This window comes from Leptospira fletcheri, assembly GCF_004769195.1.
In the GTDB taxonomy this organism is placed as follows: Bacteria; Spirochaetota; Leptospiria; order Leptospirales; family Leptospiraceae; genus Leptospira_B; species Leptospira_B fletcheri.
Window position 1 is genome coordinate 14526 of sequence record NZ_RQET01000014.1, and the last position, 15905, is coordinate 30430.

Genomic DNA, 15905 nt, shown 5'->3' on the forward strand with positions numbered 1-15905 from the left:
CTTATTTACCCTTCTTAAAGAATTCTTTCCAATAGAGGATTTCCGTCGGAGAAAGCTTTCGATCCGGAGATTTTTCTTCTCTGGAGGGCTTTTCAAGAAATGATTCCACAACCTTTGCCGCGAAATCCTCGGATGAGATAGTTTTTGAACCTAATCGTTTTGCAAAAAGTACAATTTCTTGGTCCGAGCTGACCACGAATAGGTCCGCCGGACGTGGAGAATATTTGATATAATCCTTGATCAGGTCGTCAGCCTTCAATTCCTGGCTGAAAGATACGTTGATCTTTCCGTAAGCTTCTTTCCGAACTTCACTTCCTTTTTCCTTACGTCCGTCGAAAAAAACGTGAATATTTGGATTTTTAATTTTATCCGAATACGCTTCTAGGATCCGGAGCAGACCTACCCTCGCCTCCCGAAGCCTATCGGAATACATAAACGCTTCCAACTCCGGAAATTTGTAGATTAAATTGAAACCGTCGACTACCAGATGCATTCCGCGAAATCTAGTGACCAGATTGAGCGTTTCGGAAAAACTTGTAAACACCTTACCGAAAGACGGGCCGAAAGCAATGACGGAGAACACAGCCAAGCCCCAACGGATTTCTCGCATCGGTACTTTCATCCACACGATTCGCTATTGGAAAAGCGTACTCCCCGGAACCACAAGAGATTATTTTCTACTCACTCTAGCCGCAATAGACGTATTCCTTTTACTCTTCATCAATACTTACAAAGAATTCCTACATAGGGATATTTCCACCTATGTCCTCATTTTCGATCTTTTGGTTTTGGTCCTTTGGGGTTTCGAGCTATTCGTCAAATTACGACAAAAAGGGGATCCGAAAAAGTACCTGAAGACGAATTGGTACGAAGTAGTCGGAATCGTTCCGTTTTTCTTCTTACGCCCCTTCCTACTATTGCGGGGAGTGAAACTTGCGATCGCATTTTACCGTTTCGGTACTTCCGGTCAAAACGTCAGTGAAGCGCTGACTCGTGAAATCACTTTTCGTTTCCGGGACGTGATCGTAGACACGATCGCGGACGCGGTATTTCTCCATTCCTTGGAAAGAGTGGAAGAAGTGATGCTCCGATTGGACTATAGCCAATTGGCAAAAGAGGCCTTCGCAAAACACAACCTAAGGTTCCATGAAAAAGTGAACGAGTCCTTGCAGTCCAAGTTCCTTTTGGAAGAAGTTTCCAAACTTCCCTTTATGTCGGAAATTTCGCGGAGGCTCGGAGAAAACATCGGTCAGATGGTAGCCGAAATCCTGGAAACGGAAGTGATGGGCGATATCATGAAGGATATCACCGCGAATATTCTACACGAAATGACGGATCACGTACGCAAACTTCCGTTGGAAAGAATGACCCGGACCGCTTCTTTAGATTCTGAGGCTTGAAGGGCGATTTCCGTTTTTCTTAACTTTACTCTCCGGCAAATTTCAGTATGAGAACTTGTGTGGTCGATTTAGCAACCAACTTTTCCTCTTCGTCGAACGCTTCAGCTTCCAGGTAAATGTGCTGGTTCCCTCTTGCTACCACCCGCGCAGTCACACGGATTCTTTGGTTTTCCTGAATCATACGGATATAACTTACGCTCAACTCCAACGTAGTGGTAGGTTTGCCGGCCGCCAAATAACACAGAGGTCCGAACGTGTTGTCAAAAGCGGCTGCGAGAAAGCCACCTTGAAAAACTCCCATCGGATTGGAAAATCTAGGTTCTACATAAAAGCTACAGGTAAGTTCCTTTTTTCTCCGGTAGGAAATAAATTCTCCCGAGAGTTCCACAAACGCAGGAGGCGGTAATTTAAAAGAAGGGGCAAATTTGGAAAATTTTTCCAATTCTCTCTGCATCTCATTCAAATATTTCTCTTCTTCGGACACGGAATTCTCCTCGACCACAGTCTGTAGAAACGGATTCCTCTGATTTTTTGTTACGCTTTCCTAAGGTAAATCACTTCCCGGGATATTAGGAACCGGTATAAGCCCAAATTCTTCTTGCACACGAACAGCGTTCGTTGTCTAAAGAAGAAAAAGCCATGCCTTCTGAAACGAGCCCTCCCCCACCCAAGGTCCAACAGCATTCCTTTTTGGAATCGATTTGGAGGGAATTCGGAACGAAAAAAGAAATTGCCCTCGCCATTGCAGGCGGAGGAATCAAGGCATTTTACGGATTAGGATTCGCCTTCGCATTGCGCACTTGGGGAATCAAAATTCGGGAAGTCTCCGGAGTCAGCGCAGGAGCCGCCATGGCCGTCAGCACCTTGTCGGAAACCGAATTGGAAAGTTCGGTCTATTTCGAAGAGTTGACCCGCAGAAATCCTAAGAATTTCTATTGGAATCGCCTTTTACGAATTTTGCCTCCTTTTCCCCACGACGGAATGGCTCGTAGAACCGTCAGTTATTGTTTAAAACTTCCGAAACTCTTGTCTAAGGCCGCAAAAATTCGGATCCACGCGGTGGAAATTCCGGGCGAAAAGGTGGAGAAAAATAAAAACGGAGAGCCGAACCAGAGACTGTTGCTAGCCAAAGCGGCGAGAATTATCCGAGCTTATTTTCAGGACGAGGAACTTAGAAGAAAAGGAAAGGCTCCGTTCTATGTCATGGAGAAAATGCAGGAATGGGGATGGAGAGAACGTACATTCTCGGAAAAGGAATTTTCCGATCACGAGACCGTTACTCAAATCGTCATGAATTCGTGTTCCGCGTTTCCGGTACTGCCCTTACAAAGTTTAGGAGGGAATTATTATCTGGACGGTGGATTGACTAACAATCTGCTCCTGGAAGATTTCAGTTCCGACCTACCTAAAATCGGAGTCTTTTACGAACCCACTACTCTCGTCGGAAAATCCCCGGAGGTAATGGAAAATACCTTATTGATTTCTCCCGATTCTCCCTTTATCGAGCAGGGTTTCGATTACACGAAACCGAATTTGATCCGATACGCATTCGAGAAAGGACAAGAGGATGCGGAAAGAAATAAAGGACGAATCCTAGGACATCTTAATCCAGATTGGAAAAAAAACTTGCTTTCTTTTTTCGAACAAATAAAATAATTACTTTGGTTGGAGGGAAGCTGAAATCTTGTCGGATCAGGGTTCAGTTCTGCGCAAATCCGGCTCACGATCGCCTCAGCGCTGGGTTTCAATCGCAAAAATGGATCTCAATCGATTGAAATTCCATCTATAACTCGGTCATTCATCCACACCCGGTCAGACGGGAGCTTGAGGATTTGCGGGATTGACCAATGTACTCTTTGAAAGATCTTAGATTATCAGATTCAGGAAAGTCGGAATGCCGAAAATCGTAAATCACGAAAAATACAAAGCGGAAATATTATCCAAGTGTGTAGACATACTTGCGCGGCGAGGTTATTCGGCGGTTTCCATGCGGGAAATCGCAACGGAGCTGGAAGTGTCTACCGGCACTTTGTACCATTATTTCTCCACGAAAGAGGATATCTTTAAGGAATTAGTCAAGTTCGTACTCAGTAAGGATATCGAGGAACTCCAGGTATATTCGAAAGGAGAAGAAAACCAGTCGATCGAAAAACGGGTGGACGCATTGTTCAACATGGTTAACGCCAGAGAGAGCTACTTTCAAAATCTCTTATATATTATTTGTGACGTTTCCCGATTGAAAAACCACGAGGAAGAAAAACAACTGATCGCGGAAGCGATGAAAGAATACGTTACGATCATTACGAAACACCTTGGAATTACCAACCCGAATCTCAACCGACTACTGATCAGCATCATCCTAGGTACAGTAGGTCAAAGAATCGTGGACAAGGAAGCGATCAAATTAGAAGAAGTGACGGAAGTGGTGAAAGACTTCATGGGAGTCGTTCTCGCGAACACCTTCACTTTCTGACGATCGGGAATAAGCGACATTCTCGATCGCCTCTTGAAAAGGACTTAATCGAACTTGTATCTTGCGATCACTTTCGTTTTTTCGGAGTTCTTTCTCGCCTGATTCCAACCCAAGGATTTGCCTAAATGGTCCAGAATGAAGGATACGTTTTCCGGCGAAGGAAGTCCGGGAACTCCCGCACCGGACCTTCTAAAAAAGAAATCCGTGGCGGAGTAAATCTCTTCTCCGGCGGCAATCGTCCGTATTTCCGCGGAATATAATTTTTCCCCGTTATTCAAAACGGCAAACGGCTCATCCGGTTTCGCGTGCGGCAGAATCTCGTAAGATTGGCTTCCGTATCTTTCCGCTAAAGTTTCTAGGATTTCCCCTCCGAATTTGGGGAACTTGTTCGCCAAACCTCGTAATAGAGAGGAAAAATCAGAGAACTCTCCGGAAATTAGCGGAACAAAATTCGTTTCACAAGGTAAAAAGGATCCGGGCAGGTAATCGCAAAGTTTATCTGCGATCTTCTCCGCTAAAGCTCGACTCGTGGTATATTTGCCGCCGAGAGCCGTATAAAATCCCGGAAAGCCGTTCTCCTTATGATCGATGATTTCGGTTTTTCGAGATGCGTTATACGTATCTGAGGTCTCGCCCGGATCTTCCACCAAAGGACGCATTCCTCCATAAAAGAACTCCACGTCGCTTTCCTTCAGTTCCGTATTTCCGTACGCGTGGTTGATCTCATCCAACAACTCCCGGATATCCCTTCGAGTCACCCGGAATTGATCCGGAGATTCCTGATAGAAGGTGTCTGTGGTCCCGATGATGGTTTTTCCTCTCCAGGGAAGGACGAACATATGAGTCTTGTCCCTCTTCTTTAAAACCAAGGCCTTGGAACCTTGAATGGCCCTCGTAACGATATGGATTCCTTTGGAGCGTACCAGTATCTTATCCATCCCGACACCCGCCAAAGACTCCACAAAATCCGCCCAAGGTCCCGCTGCGTTTACCACAGTCTTGGCAAAGACCGGTATTTTCTTTCCCGTTCTCTTATCCAAGAGGATGGCTTGGTAGATCTCTTCTTTCTGTCTCGTAAGCGCGACGAGTTCCGTGTAATTGCGGGCTTCTCCTCCGTTTCTCTGTGCGGAAAAGATAAATTCGCATGTATGACGTTCCGGATTTAAATTTTGATAGTCGTAGTAAAGAAATGCGCCTTTCAATCCTTCTCTAGAAAGAGAGGGCGCTTCTAAAACCGCTTCCTCTTTGTTCAGAAAACGGAATCGGGGAATCCATCGGTCGGAGGAAATCTCCCGATTCCGGTCGTAGGAAAGTAGATCGTACATGCGAAGTCCCGCTTCCAGCACTGCCTTTTCCCCGAAGGAATAAACGGGCATCAAGAAGCCGAGGGTTTTGACAGCATGAGGTGTGATCTTTGCGAGAAGACGTCTTTCCCGAAGGGACTCCCGTACCAATCCGAACTCCGCATTTTTCAGATAACGAAGTCCTCCATGAATCAACTTGGAGGTCGCTTGGCTGGTCCCGGAAGCAAAATCGTTCTTTTCCACGAGAAGAGCCTTGGCCCCTCTTAAGGTAGCGTCCCAAAGCAAGGTTGCCCCGGTGATTCCTCCTCCGATAATCAAAGTGTCATAGATCTGGGAGGAGATTGTCGTTTTAGGTGTGGAAATTTTCGACTTTCGTGAGGAAGGCATAAGCATCCCAAACTGTCTTTTTGCTCCGTTACGGTCAACGATTTACGCGAGTCGCCGAGGTTCTCCCTTTCCCAATTAAAATGTTGAATCGTCTTCTCAAATTTGCAATTAGGTAGAAGTGGACCGGGAAAGTAACGAACAGAGTTTACCGGAAATGGAGCCTTCTTTGAAAGCCCATTCTGAGAAAGCGGGGAATTTTTGGAAAAGGATCTCCGCTCTCTTGGAGGCGGACCCCGATCGAAAAAAGTTAGAGAAGGAATACAAGGCCGATCTGAACCGGCAAGTCATGACCCTCCAGTATCCGGGCGCCATCCTCGGTATTTTCGTTTGGTTGGGGTTCGCTTTCGGTACGGACCAAAAACTACATCCGGAATTTTCCGAACTGGTGTATTTCCGGATCGGACTTTCCGGAATCAGTTTTGTTTCTCTGCTCCTGTTCGTTATAGGATCCATCTTCAATCTTCCCATCCGAAAAAGGGGATTGGAATTTGCATATATCTTCTCAGCTTACTTTCTGCTTTCCTGCTCATTCTTTACCGGTCGGATCGCGGACGATCCGAATTACGTTTCGGGTCTGCAGATCGCCGTATTGATCATAGTATTCCTACCGATTCCTAGATCGGTTTCCTTTTTGCTCTACGGATTGTCGGCGTCGCTTTTCGTCGCGGCTGTCTTGGCATATTCTCCTCCGCTAAGCACTCCCCAGGCCTCTTATTCTTTGCAGAACCTGAGCATCGCATACTTGGTCGCGATCGTGTTTTCGGTGATCGTGGAACGCTACCGGTTCGTGACCTTTGCAAGCAATTTCAAGATTGTGGAAAAGAACCGGGAAATCTCCGACAAGATGGCTCAGATCCAAGAGCTGAAGGAAAGACAGGACGGAGATTATTTTCTCACCTCCTTACTCCTGAGCCCATTGCTTAAAAAAGAGATCTCCCCCGACTCAAGCGTCAAAGTGGAGTTCCTACTAGACCAGTATAAGAAATTCACGTTTCGCGGAAAAGAATACGAACTAGGAGGGGACTATATCGGAGCCTACGAAATCCTTCTCCGAGGAAAAAAATACACCGCTTTCATCAACGGTGATGCGATGGGAAAATCGGTTCAAGGAGCGGGTGGTGCGCTGGTTTTAGGTTCCGTATTCAACTCGATCATCAGCAGGTCTCGGGTTTCTCCGGAAATACAGGCAAGATCTCCCGAAAGATGGCTGAAAGAAAGCTTCTTAGACCTACAGAACGTCTTCGAAACTTTCGACGGCTTTATGTTGGTTTCTGCGATTTTAGGTTTAGTGGACCAATCCACAGGAACTCTATATTTCGTGAACGCTGAACATCCTTGGCCTGTTTTGTTAAGAGACGGGAAAGCGTCGTTTTTAGGAACGGATCTCAATATCCGGAAGTTAGGAGTTTCCGAAATTTTAAACTCCAAGATCGAAGTAAAAACCTTCCGGCTTCAACCTTTCGACCTAGTGTTCTGCGGGTCGGACGGAAAAGACGATCTCGTCTTAGAGGAGGATTTTTCCGGAAAACGCAATATCAACGAGGATGAAACTCAATTCCTCCGAAGTGTGGAAGAAAGCGACGGAGAATTGAGCAAAATCAAAAAGTCCCTACTGGGACTGGGAAAGCTCTCCGACGATTTAAGTCTTTTGTCTTTGACCTACCATCCTTCCGAAAATCCGTATTCGGAGAACTCGACCGCGATTTCGGAGGCGGAAAACGAATTTAGAAACGGAAACTCCGGCAATGCGATCCGTATTTTAGAGGAGGCGCTTCTCCCGCATGCTCGGGCAAAGAACGGATTTTCCCCTAAGATCGCCAAGGCTCTTTCTTTCATGTACGATCGGATCGGTAAGGTGGAAGAAGCTGCGAATTGGGCGGAAAAGGCTCTGGATTGGGATCCTGGAGATTCCGAATTCTTTTTTCGGACTTCCGTACTTTGGAAGAAAGTATATGCGACCACCAAGAATGAAAAATCCCTGGAGAAGGCCTCCGAAAACGGGGAGAGATTCCGCATCCGAAACCCGAAACACGCCAAGAATCTGATCAATTTAGCGGATATCTACAGACTCTTAGGAAACAAATCCCGCTCGGTAAAACTTTTGACCGAAGCAGAAACGATCTCGCCTGAGGATCCGAAACTCCAAAATCTAAAACAAATCCTGAACCGGAGATAAGTCGCAAAGCAGATCCGATTTCCGAAAGAGGGAATCTGTTTTCGATCAGTGATTTCGATTTTTCCTTTGCGCTTCTGCATTTGCAGGATTTTCTGGATCGGAATTCCTTCCTATCAGGAGCACAGCAGCTTATGTTTTACCACGAACTCGATGCGGACATTGATTATTCTAGAAAGAATCTAAGATGGAATGCGTGGGGAGCGATCGATCGGGATTTTTTTCGCAAAGCCCAAATGCCCGAGATTTTAGAACTGCTCAAACGGGAATTCAAGTTGGAGAAAATCAAGAACACTCCTTCGGTAGCGCTGGAAGAAATCAAACTTCCTCCGACCAAACTCGGAGCCTCGGATCTAAAACAGCTTTCCTCAATCGTGGGAAAAAACCACCTCAAAACCGATCGCTACGAAAGAATTTTTCACTCCGCCGGAAAAAGTTATTACGACGTACTTCGATTGCACCGGAATACGTTATCCTCCTTTGTGGACGGGGTTGTTTATCCGAGCAAGGAAAGCGAAATCGTTAAAATCCTGGAATACTGCGGCAAAAATAAAATCACTCTCATTCCTTTCGGAGGCGGGTCTTCCGTGGTAGGGGGCCTGGAAGTGATCAAGGGCAAAGGGCACAGGGCGGTGATTTCCCTGGATACGACCAGGATGAACGAATTCCTTTCCTTGGATGAGGAAAGTCATACCGCCACCTTCCAAGCCGGAATTTACGGTCCGAAACTGGAATCCATCCTAAACGAAAAAGGATATACACTGGGACATTTTCCCCAGTCCTTCGAGTACTCCACTCTCGGAGGTTGGATCGCGGCAAGAAGCGCGGGACAGCAATCGAATCGTTACGGTAAGATCGAAGAGATATTGACGAGCGCCAAATTGATCTCCCCTTCCGGAACGGTGGAAACGCTTCGCACACCTGCCTCCTCTACCGGGCCGGATTGGAACCATATCATTGCCGGAAGCGAAGGTTTGCTGGGAGTGATTGTGGAAGCCACCGTCAAAATCCATAAAATTCCGGAGAAGAGGAAGTATTTCGGACTGGTATTTCCGAACTTGAACGCCTCCCTCGGTTTCATTCGAACGGCCGACCACGAAGAAATAAAAACCTCCATGCTGCGCCTTTCCGACGCAAACGAGACGAGATTGTACGAAATCTTGGGTGAATTAGGAAAAAAGAAAAATCCCGTCCGCGTCTTAAAGAAATGGATCCAGACTCGTGTCCTAGATGCAAAAGGGATAGGATCGGAAAAATGCGTCGTTTTAGTCGGACTGGACGGTTCCGAAAAAGAAGTAGCTCATTCCTTTGAAAATCTGAAGCGGATCTGGAGAAAGAGCGGCGCACTGTACGCCGGAGAAAAACTGGGACAAAATTGGATTCACGGTAGATACAATATGCCCTATTTAAGAAATCATATTATGGAATTCGGATTGGGAGTGGACACGATGGAAACTTCCACCACATATGAAAGGTTGGAAGCTCTCCATGCGGCGGGCTTGGAAGCTCTGCAAAGCTCCATTCCCGGATCCATAGCGATGTGTCATCTTTCTCATAGCTATCCGGAAGGCGCTTGTCTCTATTACACCATCCTATTTCCGATCGAAGAGAAAAAACCCGAAGAGCAATGGAAGAGAATGAAGCGAAAAGTTTCGGATGCATTCTCCGCTCATAAAGCTCCGATCAGCCACCATCACGGTGTGGGATTGGATCACAAACCCTGGTATGAAAAAACACTAGGAACTGCGGGAGTTTCCGGTTTGAATGCGCTGAAAAAATCCTTGGACCAAAAAGAAATCCTGAATCCTGGCAAAGTCTTTCATTCCTGATCCGCCCAAAGGAGGTTCTAGAAAAAGGAACCGGACTCGTTCTTTCCGTTTTATCGGAAAACGGGTCTTCTCTTTTCCAGAATCGATCTCATTCCTTCCTGTCCGTTGGCGGAATGAATGGCGGCAGCCAATAGATCTATATCCCGTGTCTCCAATTGGCTCGCGACCAATCTTTGGGAATCCCGCAATGATACTTTGATTCCTATGACGGACTCCAAAGCCATAGTCGCGAATCCGTCGCACCATTTTCTGGCCTTTGCGATCAAATCCTCAGGAGTTGCGGAATCGTCGACCAAACCCAAGGAAACCGCTTCTTCCGATTTCAATCCCTTTCCGGAATAAAGCAGTTCTCTTGCCGTTTTGACTCCGACCAATTCTTTTAATACGAAACCTGCGGTGGATGGGAAATTCAACCCGATCAAAGATTCCGGAAATCCGATCCTTCCCTTTTTTTCCACTAAGATCCGATAGTCGGAAAAAATCGCCAGGACGGCCCCTACGCCCATAGAATGTCCGTTCATGGCGCAAACCACGGGACGATTCGCAAAAAGCACTTTCCCGCAGGCACCTAACGCCTCTCCCAGCACTCTCTTGATTTCCGCCAGATCTTTCCCGACAAAAATTTCAGGATCGAATCCGTTGGAAAAAAACTTGTCGTTCCTTCCCGAAAGTAAGATCGCTTTGACTCCGGCATCCTTTTCGGCATCGTCCATTACTTTACGCAACGTACGAAAGAATTCCACATTCAAAGAATTGAATTCGTTCGTTCTAATATATAATTCTAATATATGTCCGTTTTTTACTACTTCGATCATCTGGATGATTTTCCTTTTTAAAACCCGAAGACGGAGGGAGAAATGCTCTCGATACGATTCGTCTTCTTCATTTTGATTTCGATACGATTTTGGTCGGAGGAATCCTCTCTGGATACGATCCGGGTCAGGGTCACCTTGGGAGGAAATTCCACTTCGCCTTGGACGCTTGTCACCGCTTTCACGTTTTTGCGGCTGGAGTTCCACTCGACGGTAGCCACGCCTCTTTCCGTGACGTAATAAGTCCATTCTTCCCCGGCTTTCCGAACCAGAATGATCCCTTCCTTAGGTTGGACAAGAGTGGAATTCGGCTGAAATAGCCGGGCGTTCTGGCTGGAAAGTAAATAATAAATAACGGGAAAAGGTACGATGGTGCGCTTCCCTCCGTTGGGATCGGAAAGCAGAATATCGTCCATAGGCTGTTCGTGTATCTTTTCCTGTGCGGCAGTTTTGATTCGAATCTGTTCCCCGTCCGTGTAAACCTTTGAAACGCTGATCCCGAAAAGTCGGTCCGTCAGTTCGATCTGCATCTTACCGGTGGGCTTATCGTAATAGATCTTGCCGTTCAGGGAAAAAACGTCCTTTTTCGGAACGAAGTTCTGGATGCGAATTTCGAATTCGCCCGAATAAGACGTCCCCTTGTCTTCGATCCTTCGAACTTCCTCTAAAAACCTGGAACCTTCCTTGGATTTGGCACTGGTAAAAACCAACTTTCCTCTGGAAGGAAAGCTGATCTCTTCAATTTCGGCGGTCGCACAACCCGCAAATAATAACAGCAGGATTCCCGAACCCAAGGACCGGAAATACGTTCGATTCGGTTCCAAATTTTCTTCCTCCCGGTTTCATTCAAGGTTTGGAAAAAACCGGTTTCAATTTCAGCTTCTCCAGTTTTTGTCGGATTCGGACTTTGTCTTCCTTCTTTTGAAATAGCTTTTCCGATTTTTCCCAATAAGACCTGGAGTCGCCCAACTCTCCACGATCGAAATGGAGGTCTCCCAAATGTTCGTAAATCGTAGGATCTTTTTCGTTCTTCTCCTGCATGATTTGGTTTGCCAAATTCAAATGCAGCAAAGCGTCTTCCAAGCGACCCCGCTTATAATAAATCCAGCCCAGACTGTCCTGGTAGGCTTCGTTATCCGGCGCAAGCTCCACCGCTTTCCGAACTAGCGAGTAAGCTTCTTCCAATCGATTTCCGTTTTCTGAAAGATAATATCCCAAATAATTGTAGGCGATTGGATTCTCCGGATCCAACTCTATGGATTTGCGCAGGTCCGTTTCCATATCGACGATCTTTCCCAATTTTTCCAAGGTGATGGCTCTATAAAAATAGTAGATTGCAGTCTTGGGTTCCAGAGAAATCGCTTCTTCGAAAGCGTGTCTGCTTCCTTCGAAATTCTCCGCTTGGGAAAGCAGCACTCCTAAAAGATAATGGGCGTAGGAATTCTTAGAGTCCTCCGCGATCACCTTTCTGGTAATCTGCTCCGCTTCCGCAAACTTACCGGGGGGCTGGCTTCTAAGCAGAAAAGCCAAATGTAGATCGTATTTTCGTGCGGCTTCGGAATTTTCGGACAATTCTATCGCCTTTCGAATCGCTACGATCGCGCGAAAGACGGAACCGGATTGTTCGTAAGCCGTAGCCAGGAAATTATATCTTTCCGCAAGATCCGATTTGGATGCGTTGCTCTTTACGGCCAATTCGATGGATTCGTTGACCAGGGTCTCCGCGAGATTCCAAAGCTGCGATTGCACGGCGATTCCGGCCGTCTCCATAAGTTCGCGGGAAAAGACTTCGCTCTTAAAATCCGGTTCGTGCTTTAGAATCTCCATCATTGCCAATCGGACCCAAAGACGGTTCGGATATTTCTCCCGAACGGGAAGAATGATTTTCTTCGCTTCGGAATATTTGGAATTCAAAACGCAGTAAAGACCGTATAGTAGAGAGCCCTTATTCAGCTTTCCTCGGTTTTTCAAATCCTCGAAATAGTTCGCGGCCATGGACCGACTTTCGACGAAATACATCTCTCCAAGCATCATCTCCACCGACGAATTCCCTTTAATTTGTCCGAGGATCCGTTCCAATTCCCTCTTTGCCTGAGCGAATTTACCTAGTTGGTTTAAGACCCCCGCTAGAAGGAAACGGGTCTCCCAAGCGTCCGGTCTTTGCTGTAGATAGTTCGAGAGATAGAAAAAGGCTTTGGCATTCTGTCCTTGGGAAAGATAGATCTTTCCTAGAGAAAGATTTACGAATTCCTTATATTTGGGATTTCCCTCTTTTCTTTCGATCGAATCATTCAAGGAAGTCAGATACAGAATGGATTTGGCGTTGTTTTGGATAGCGATGCTCGAGGAACTCAGCAAATAATACACGTACGAATCCGCTTGAAAACGACTCAGATTCTCTTCCAGAAAATCCACGGTCTTCTGGTATTCCGCCTGTTCGTAAAAGATACTGGCCTTAAGAAGGTACGATTCCCGATAATTCGGATCCGCTTTCTCCGCTTCCTCAGCCTCCTTTAAGGCTTCCTTGAATTGCCCGATCGAATAATGGGCCATTCCCTTGTTCCAGCGGGAAATCGCGGAAACACCCGCACCGACCGCTTCGGAACACCGGAAATACTTTTCGAATTCGTGTATGGCCTTTAGGGTTTTTTCCCCTCTCTCACGACCGTCCAGTCTCCTGGCCTCGTTCATCGTTTCGTAAGCGAGGGAAAGAAAAAAAGAAGGCCAAATGCTACGGCGTCTTCCCTCCTGATCCGAATCCGAGCAGAGTACTTTTTTTTCGGAATCCGAAGGGGAAGCGCCAAGACCGGCCAAGAGGCTAGTCGATAGAACTAGAATAGGAATAGTGCTTGCTAGTTTCATAATCCCCGGACGTGTATTAGCTTGGGAAGAAAGATCGGAGGAATCCTCCCCGCTCAGTCTACGCGGAGGACCGGATCCGTCGAACGAATTTTCCCTACCTTGAAGGAAAGAAATTGTTCAACATCCTACGAGAAAAGAAAAAACTTTTCCTAACCCTTCTCTTCATTTGGACGGTCGCCGCATTTTGGATTTTTCCGCGGAGATTCGAAATTCTTCGGGATGTCGCCCTTTGGCTCGATCCCCCAGTTCTCAATCCCTCTCTTTCTTTGGAATTGCAGGAGAAAGGGGATAAATTTCTGAACGAAAAGGTGGAATTCCGTCAGGTCGAGCATTATCTTCAATTGAATAAGATGTCGGAAGCGTGCTCGAGATCCAGAGATCTCGGAAAATCCGGAATGGAAGACATCTTTCGGATCCCATCATGGATGGAAGCCGAACGGAAAGGTTGGACTCTGGAAAAACTCGAAGGCAAGGATTCTCCGAGCCCCAAAAAAGGAAGAATCGATCCGAGCGACTACTGGAAAGAATTCTCTCCTCTCGTCCTAAAATCCTTGGATTTTTACAAACGGTCCCTGAGTTATAATCCCTTTGACGGATACAATGTGATTCCGAACCAACCAGGTTTCGGAACGATCCGGCCGCAGATTTTCGGCAAGAGTCTACTGGAAAAGATCCGACTTACCGCCTTTGCCACCTGTAGGCCTGAGGAAGCGATCGTCTCTCATTTCCAATCTCTGCTCAGCATAGAGGATCTCGTTTTCGAAAAGATTAAAGTGCGGAAAAAGGATCCGGTCTCCTGGTGGCAAAGGATCTTAAACTTCTTCCGATTTAGCTGCTCCGCCGACGAATCTACCGTAACGGAACCGGAACTTCCGAGAGAGATCCGAATTTGGCAAGCGATCCAAGAAGCGGATTCCTCCCCGATCGTATTTTCCGAAAAAAATCCGGAAAGGACCACGTTAAAAGCGAATCAGTACAAAAAACTCCTGCTAAGGACTCTGGAACTATTACGAGGCGAAGCCGGAACTGCAGGTTCCTCTTTTTCTCCCCAGGAATCCGTTTCCCTACATATGAGAATGCTATATTTCTCCTGCTCCCAAAGGGACATACCTCCGGAAGCAAAATATTGGGGAGCGTCCGCAATCGCAGCTTTACCTTGCAGAAATTCCGACGAAGAAGGATTGAAGCAGTTCTATTCCAATATGTTCCGTGCAGCCGAGTTCTATTATAGATTAGGAGATCGGGAAACTTCCTACAGAAAAAAAGCTTCGGAGTATTTCGAAGCGGTATATCGATCCGGAAAGACGAATCTGGAAACCAAATTTCAGTCTAAACTCATGAGAGTTCGCTGCCTATTGTACCAGCAAGCTTGGGACCAGGCACTGAAAGAATTGGACGGTCTCCAAAGCGACCTGCATTCCGTGGATCCGGAATATCGATCGGATCGGTCAGGATTCGAGGACCTGATCGAGGACAGGAAAAAACTTCTGCAGTACGTTCTCCGCAGAAAAGGAAGATACGAAGAAGCGGACGACCTTTTCGATGAAAAAAATTAGATATTTCGACTACAACGCCACTCACCCTCCCTTGCCAGGACTGCTTTCCTCCGTCGTAGAGGAATATGAAAACGACTTCTATAATCCTTCCGGTCCGACTCGTTTCTCGCTGAAACGGCAAGGAAAGATAGAAGAAGCCCGCAAGGTTCTAGGCAGACTCACGGGAAAGGATCCGAAGGGCTTCGTATTTTGCTCCACGGGAACGGAAGCGAATTATCTCATGGTGACTTGGGCAAAGAGATTCGTAAAAACGGTGGCATACGTTTCGCCGTACGAGCATTCTTCCTTTTACCAAGCGCTAGAAAATGCAGGTATTCCGTACAAAACCTTGGAAGGAAATCGCTCCGGACTCATTTCTTTGAGCGAAATCGAAAAGAATCTCAAGGAAAACCCCGGGCCCGTCTTTATCGTTCACGCAGCAAACGAAAGCGGAGTCGTGCAACCCTTACGGGAAATCGGGGAAATCTGCCGCAAAGCAGACCAAAAACTTTTTTCCGACGTTATGCAGTCTTTCGGAAAACTGGACATTCCATTTTCGCATCTTACTGGATTCACGTTTTCCGGTCATAAAATAGGTGCCGGCTTGGGAACCGCAGTAACTTGGTTCGAATCGGAAGGAACGAGAACAGCCGGGATCTTTCGGGGAGGAAACCAAGAAAACGGTTTTCGGGCGGGAACGGAAAATTCCCCCTCGATCCTGGCCCTGGCAAAGGCCGCGGAAATCCAATTTTCGGAAATGGAATCCAAAAACGAAAAACTCCTTCGTTTTCGAAATAGGATCGAAACCTTTCTGGAATCGATCGGAATCCAAATCGTAGCCAAGTCCTCCCCTAGACTGCCTTCCACCACATTTTGCCTGCTGCCTACGGAAGACCTGGATTTTTTTATGATGGGGATGGAGGAAAGAGGATTCGCCCTCTCTACCGGTTCTTCCTGCAAATCGAGGTCTAGAGAACCCGCACCCTCCCTTCTTTTCATGGGATTTTCCAAAGAGGAAGCTCTACGTGCCGTCCGGATTTCCACCGGAACCTTCACCACGGAGGAGGAAGTGGAGGCTCTTCTCGAGGCGATTCGAACCGTCCTAGATTCGATCAGAAATTCCTAAAATC

13 protein-coding genes are annotated in these 15905 nt (G+C 46.7%); 7 read left to right on the top strand and 6 right to left on the bottom strand.

The window, feature by feature from the left end; all coding sequences use genetic code 11:
* Nucleotide 1: 1 nt before the first annotated feature.
* Entirely contained in the window at nucleotides 2-493 is a 492-nt protein-coding gene (locus EHO60_RS16175) for an NYN domain-containing protein (RefSeq protein ID WP_210409383.1), read from the bottom strand.
* A 76-nt stretch (nucleotides 494-569) separates the two neighbouring features.
* Here EHO60_RS16175 and EHO60_RS16180 point away from each other — a divergent pair, with 76 nt between their 5' ends.
* Nucleotides 570-1400, top strand: coding sequence for a hypothetical protein (locus tag EHO60_RS16180; RefSeq protein ID WP_135769262.1), 831 nt, complete (start codon nucleotides 570-572; stop codon nucleotides 1398-1400).
* 25 nt (nucleotides 1401-1425) lie between these two features.
* On the opposite strand, the gene EHO60_RS16185 is transcribed toward EHO60_RS16180, so the two are convergent.
* On the bottom strand, nucleotides 1426-1854 hold the full coding sequence (locus EHO60_RS16185; protein ID WP_135769413.1) for a PaaI family thioesterase: 429 nt from the start codon (nucleotides 1852-1854) through the stop codon (nucleotides 1426-1428).
* A 185-nt stretch (nucleotides 1855-2039) separates the two neighbouring features.
* Here EHO60_RS16185 and EHO60_RS16190 point away from each other — a divergent pair, with 185 nt between their 5' ends.
* Entirely contained in the window at nucleotides 2040-3056 is a 1017-nt protein-coding gene (locus tag EHO60_RS16190) for a patatin-like phospholipase family protein (protein WP_135769263.1), read from the top strand.
* 238 nt (nucleotides 3057-3294) lie between these two features.
* Nucleotides 3295-3873 (top strand): TetR/AcrR family transcriptional regulator, encoded by a 579-nt coding sequence (locus tag EHO60_RS16195; RefSeq protein ID WP_135769264.1) that lies wholly within the window; start codon nucleotides 3295-3297, stop codon nucleotides 3871-3873.
* A 44-nt stretch (nucleotides 3874-3917) separates the two neighbouring features.
* Here EHO60_RS16195 and EHO60_RS16200 read toward each other — a convergent pair whose 3' ends face one another.
* Nucleotides 3918-5564: a glycerol-3-phosphate dehydrogenase/oxidase gene (locus tag EHO60_RS16200; RefSeq protein ID WP_135769265.1), complete on the bottom strand. Its 1647-nt coding sequence runs from the start codon at nucleotides 5562-5564 to the stop codon at nucleotides 3918-3920.
* A gap of 166 nt (nucleotides 5565-5730) precedes the next feature.
* Here EHO60_RS16200 and EHO60_RS16205 point away from each other — a divergent pair, with 166 nt between their 5' ends.
* Nucleotides 5731-7740, top strand: coding sequence for a SpoIIE family protein phosphatase (locus EHO60_RS16205; protein ID WP_246028361.1), 2010 nt, complete (start codon nucleotides 5731-5733; stop codon nucleotides 7738-7740).
* A gap of 131 nt (nucleotides 7741-7871) precedes the next feature.
* Nucleotides 7872-9566 carry an FAD-binding oxidoreductase gene (locus tag EHO60_RS16210; RefSeq protein WP_135769266.1) on the top strand — a complete coding sequence of 565 codons (1695 nt, stop codon included), beginning with the start codon at nucleotides 7872-7874 and terminating at the stop codon, nucleotides 9564-9566.
* A gap of 50 nt (nucleotides 9567-9616) precedes the next feature.
* Here the strand turns inward: EHO60_RS16210 and EHO60_RS16215 are convergent, their stop codons facing one another.
* Genes EHO60_RS16215 through EHO60_RS16225 form a run of 3 tightly spaced genes read right to left on the bottom strand, consistent with a single transcriptional unit; the run spans nucleotide 9617 to nucleotide 13240 of the window.
* Nucleotides 9617-10381 (bottom strand): enoyl-CoA hydratase/isomerase family protein, encoded by a 765-nt coding sequence (locus EHO60_RS16215; RefSeq protein ID WP_135769267.1) that lies wholly within the window; start codon nucleotides 10379-10381, stop codon nucleotides 9617-9619.
* 17 nt (nucleotides 10382-10398) lie between these two features.
* Nucleotides 10399-11202: a hypothetical protein gene (locus EHO60_RS16220; protein WP_135769268.1), complete on the bottom strand. Its 804-nt coding sequence runs from the start codon at nucleotides 11200-11202 to the stop codon at nucleotides 10399-10401.
* 22 nt (nucleotides 11203-11224) lie between these two features.
* Nucleotides 11225-13240, bottom strand: coding sequence for a tetratricopeptide repeat protein (locus EHO60_RS16225; RefSeq protein ID WP_135769269.1), 2016 nt, complete (start codon nucleotides 13238-13240; stop codon nucleotides 11225-11227).
* Nucleotides 13241-13353: 113 nt separating this feature from the next.
* On the opposite strand from EHO60_RS16225, the gene EHO60_RS16230 reads away from it, so the two are divergent.
* Together EHO60_RS16230 and EHO60_RS16235 are read left to right on the top strand one after the other, a co-directional pair.
* Nucleotides 13354-14796, top strand: a complete 1443-nt coding sequence (locus tag EHO60_RS16230; RefSeq protein ID WP_135769270.1) for a hypothetical protein — start codon at nucleotides 13354-13356, stop codon at nucleotides 14794-14796.
* Nucleotides 14783-15901: a cysteine desulfurase family protein gene (locus EHO60_RS16235; protein WP_135769271.1), complete on the top strand. Its 1119-nt coding sequence runs from the start codon at nucleotides 14783-14785 to the stop codon at nucleotides 15899-15901. Before EHO60_RS16230 ends, EHO60_RS16235 begins: the two co-directional genes overlap by 14 nt.
* Nucleotides 15902-15905: the final 4 nt, after the last annotated feature.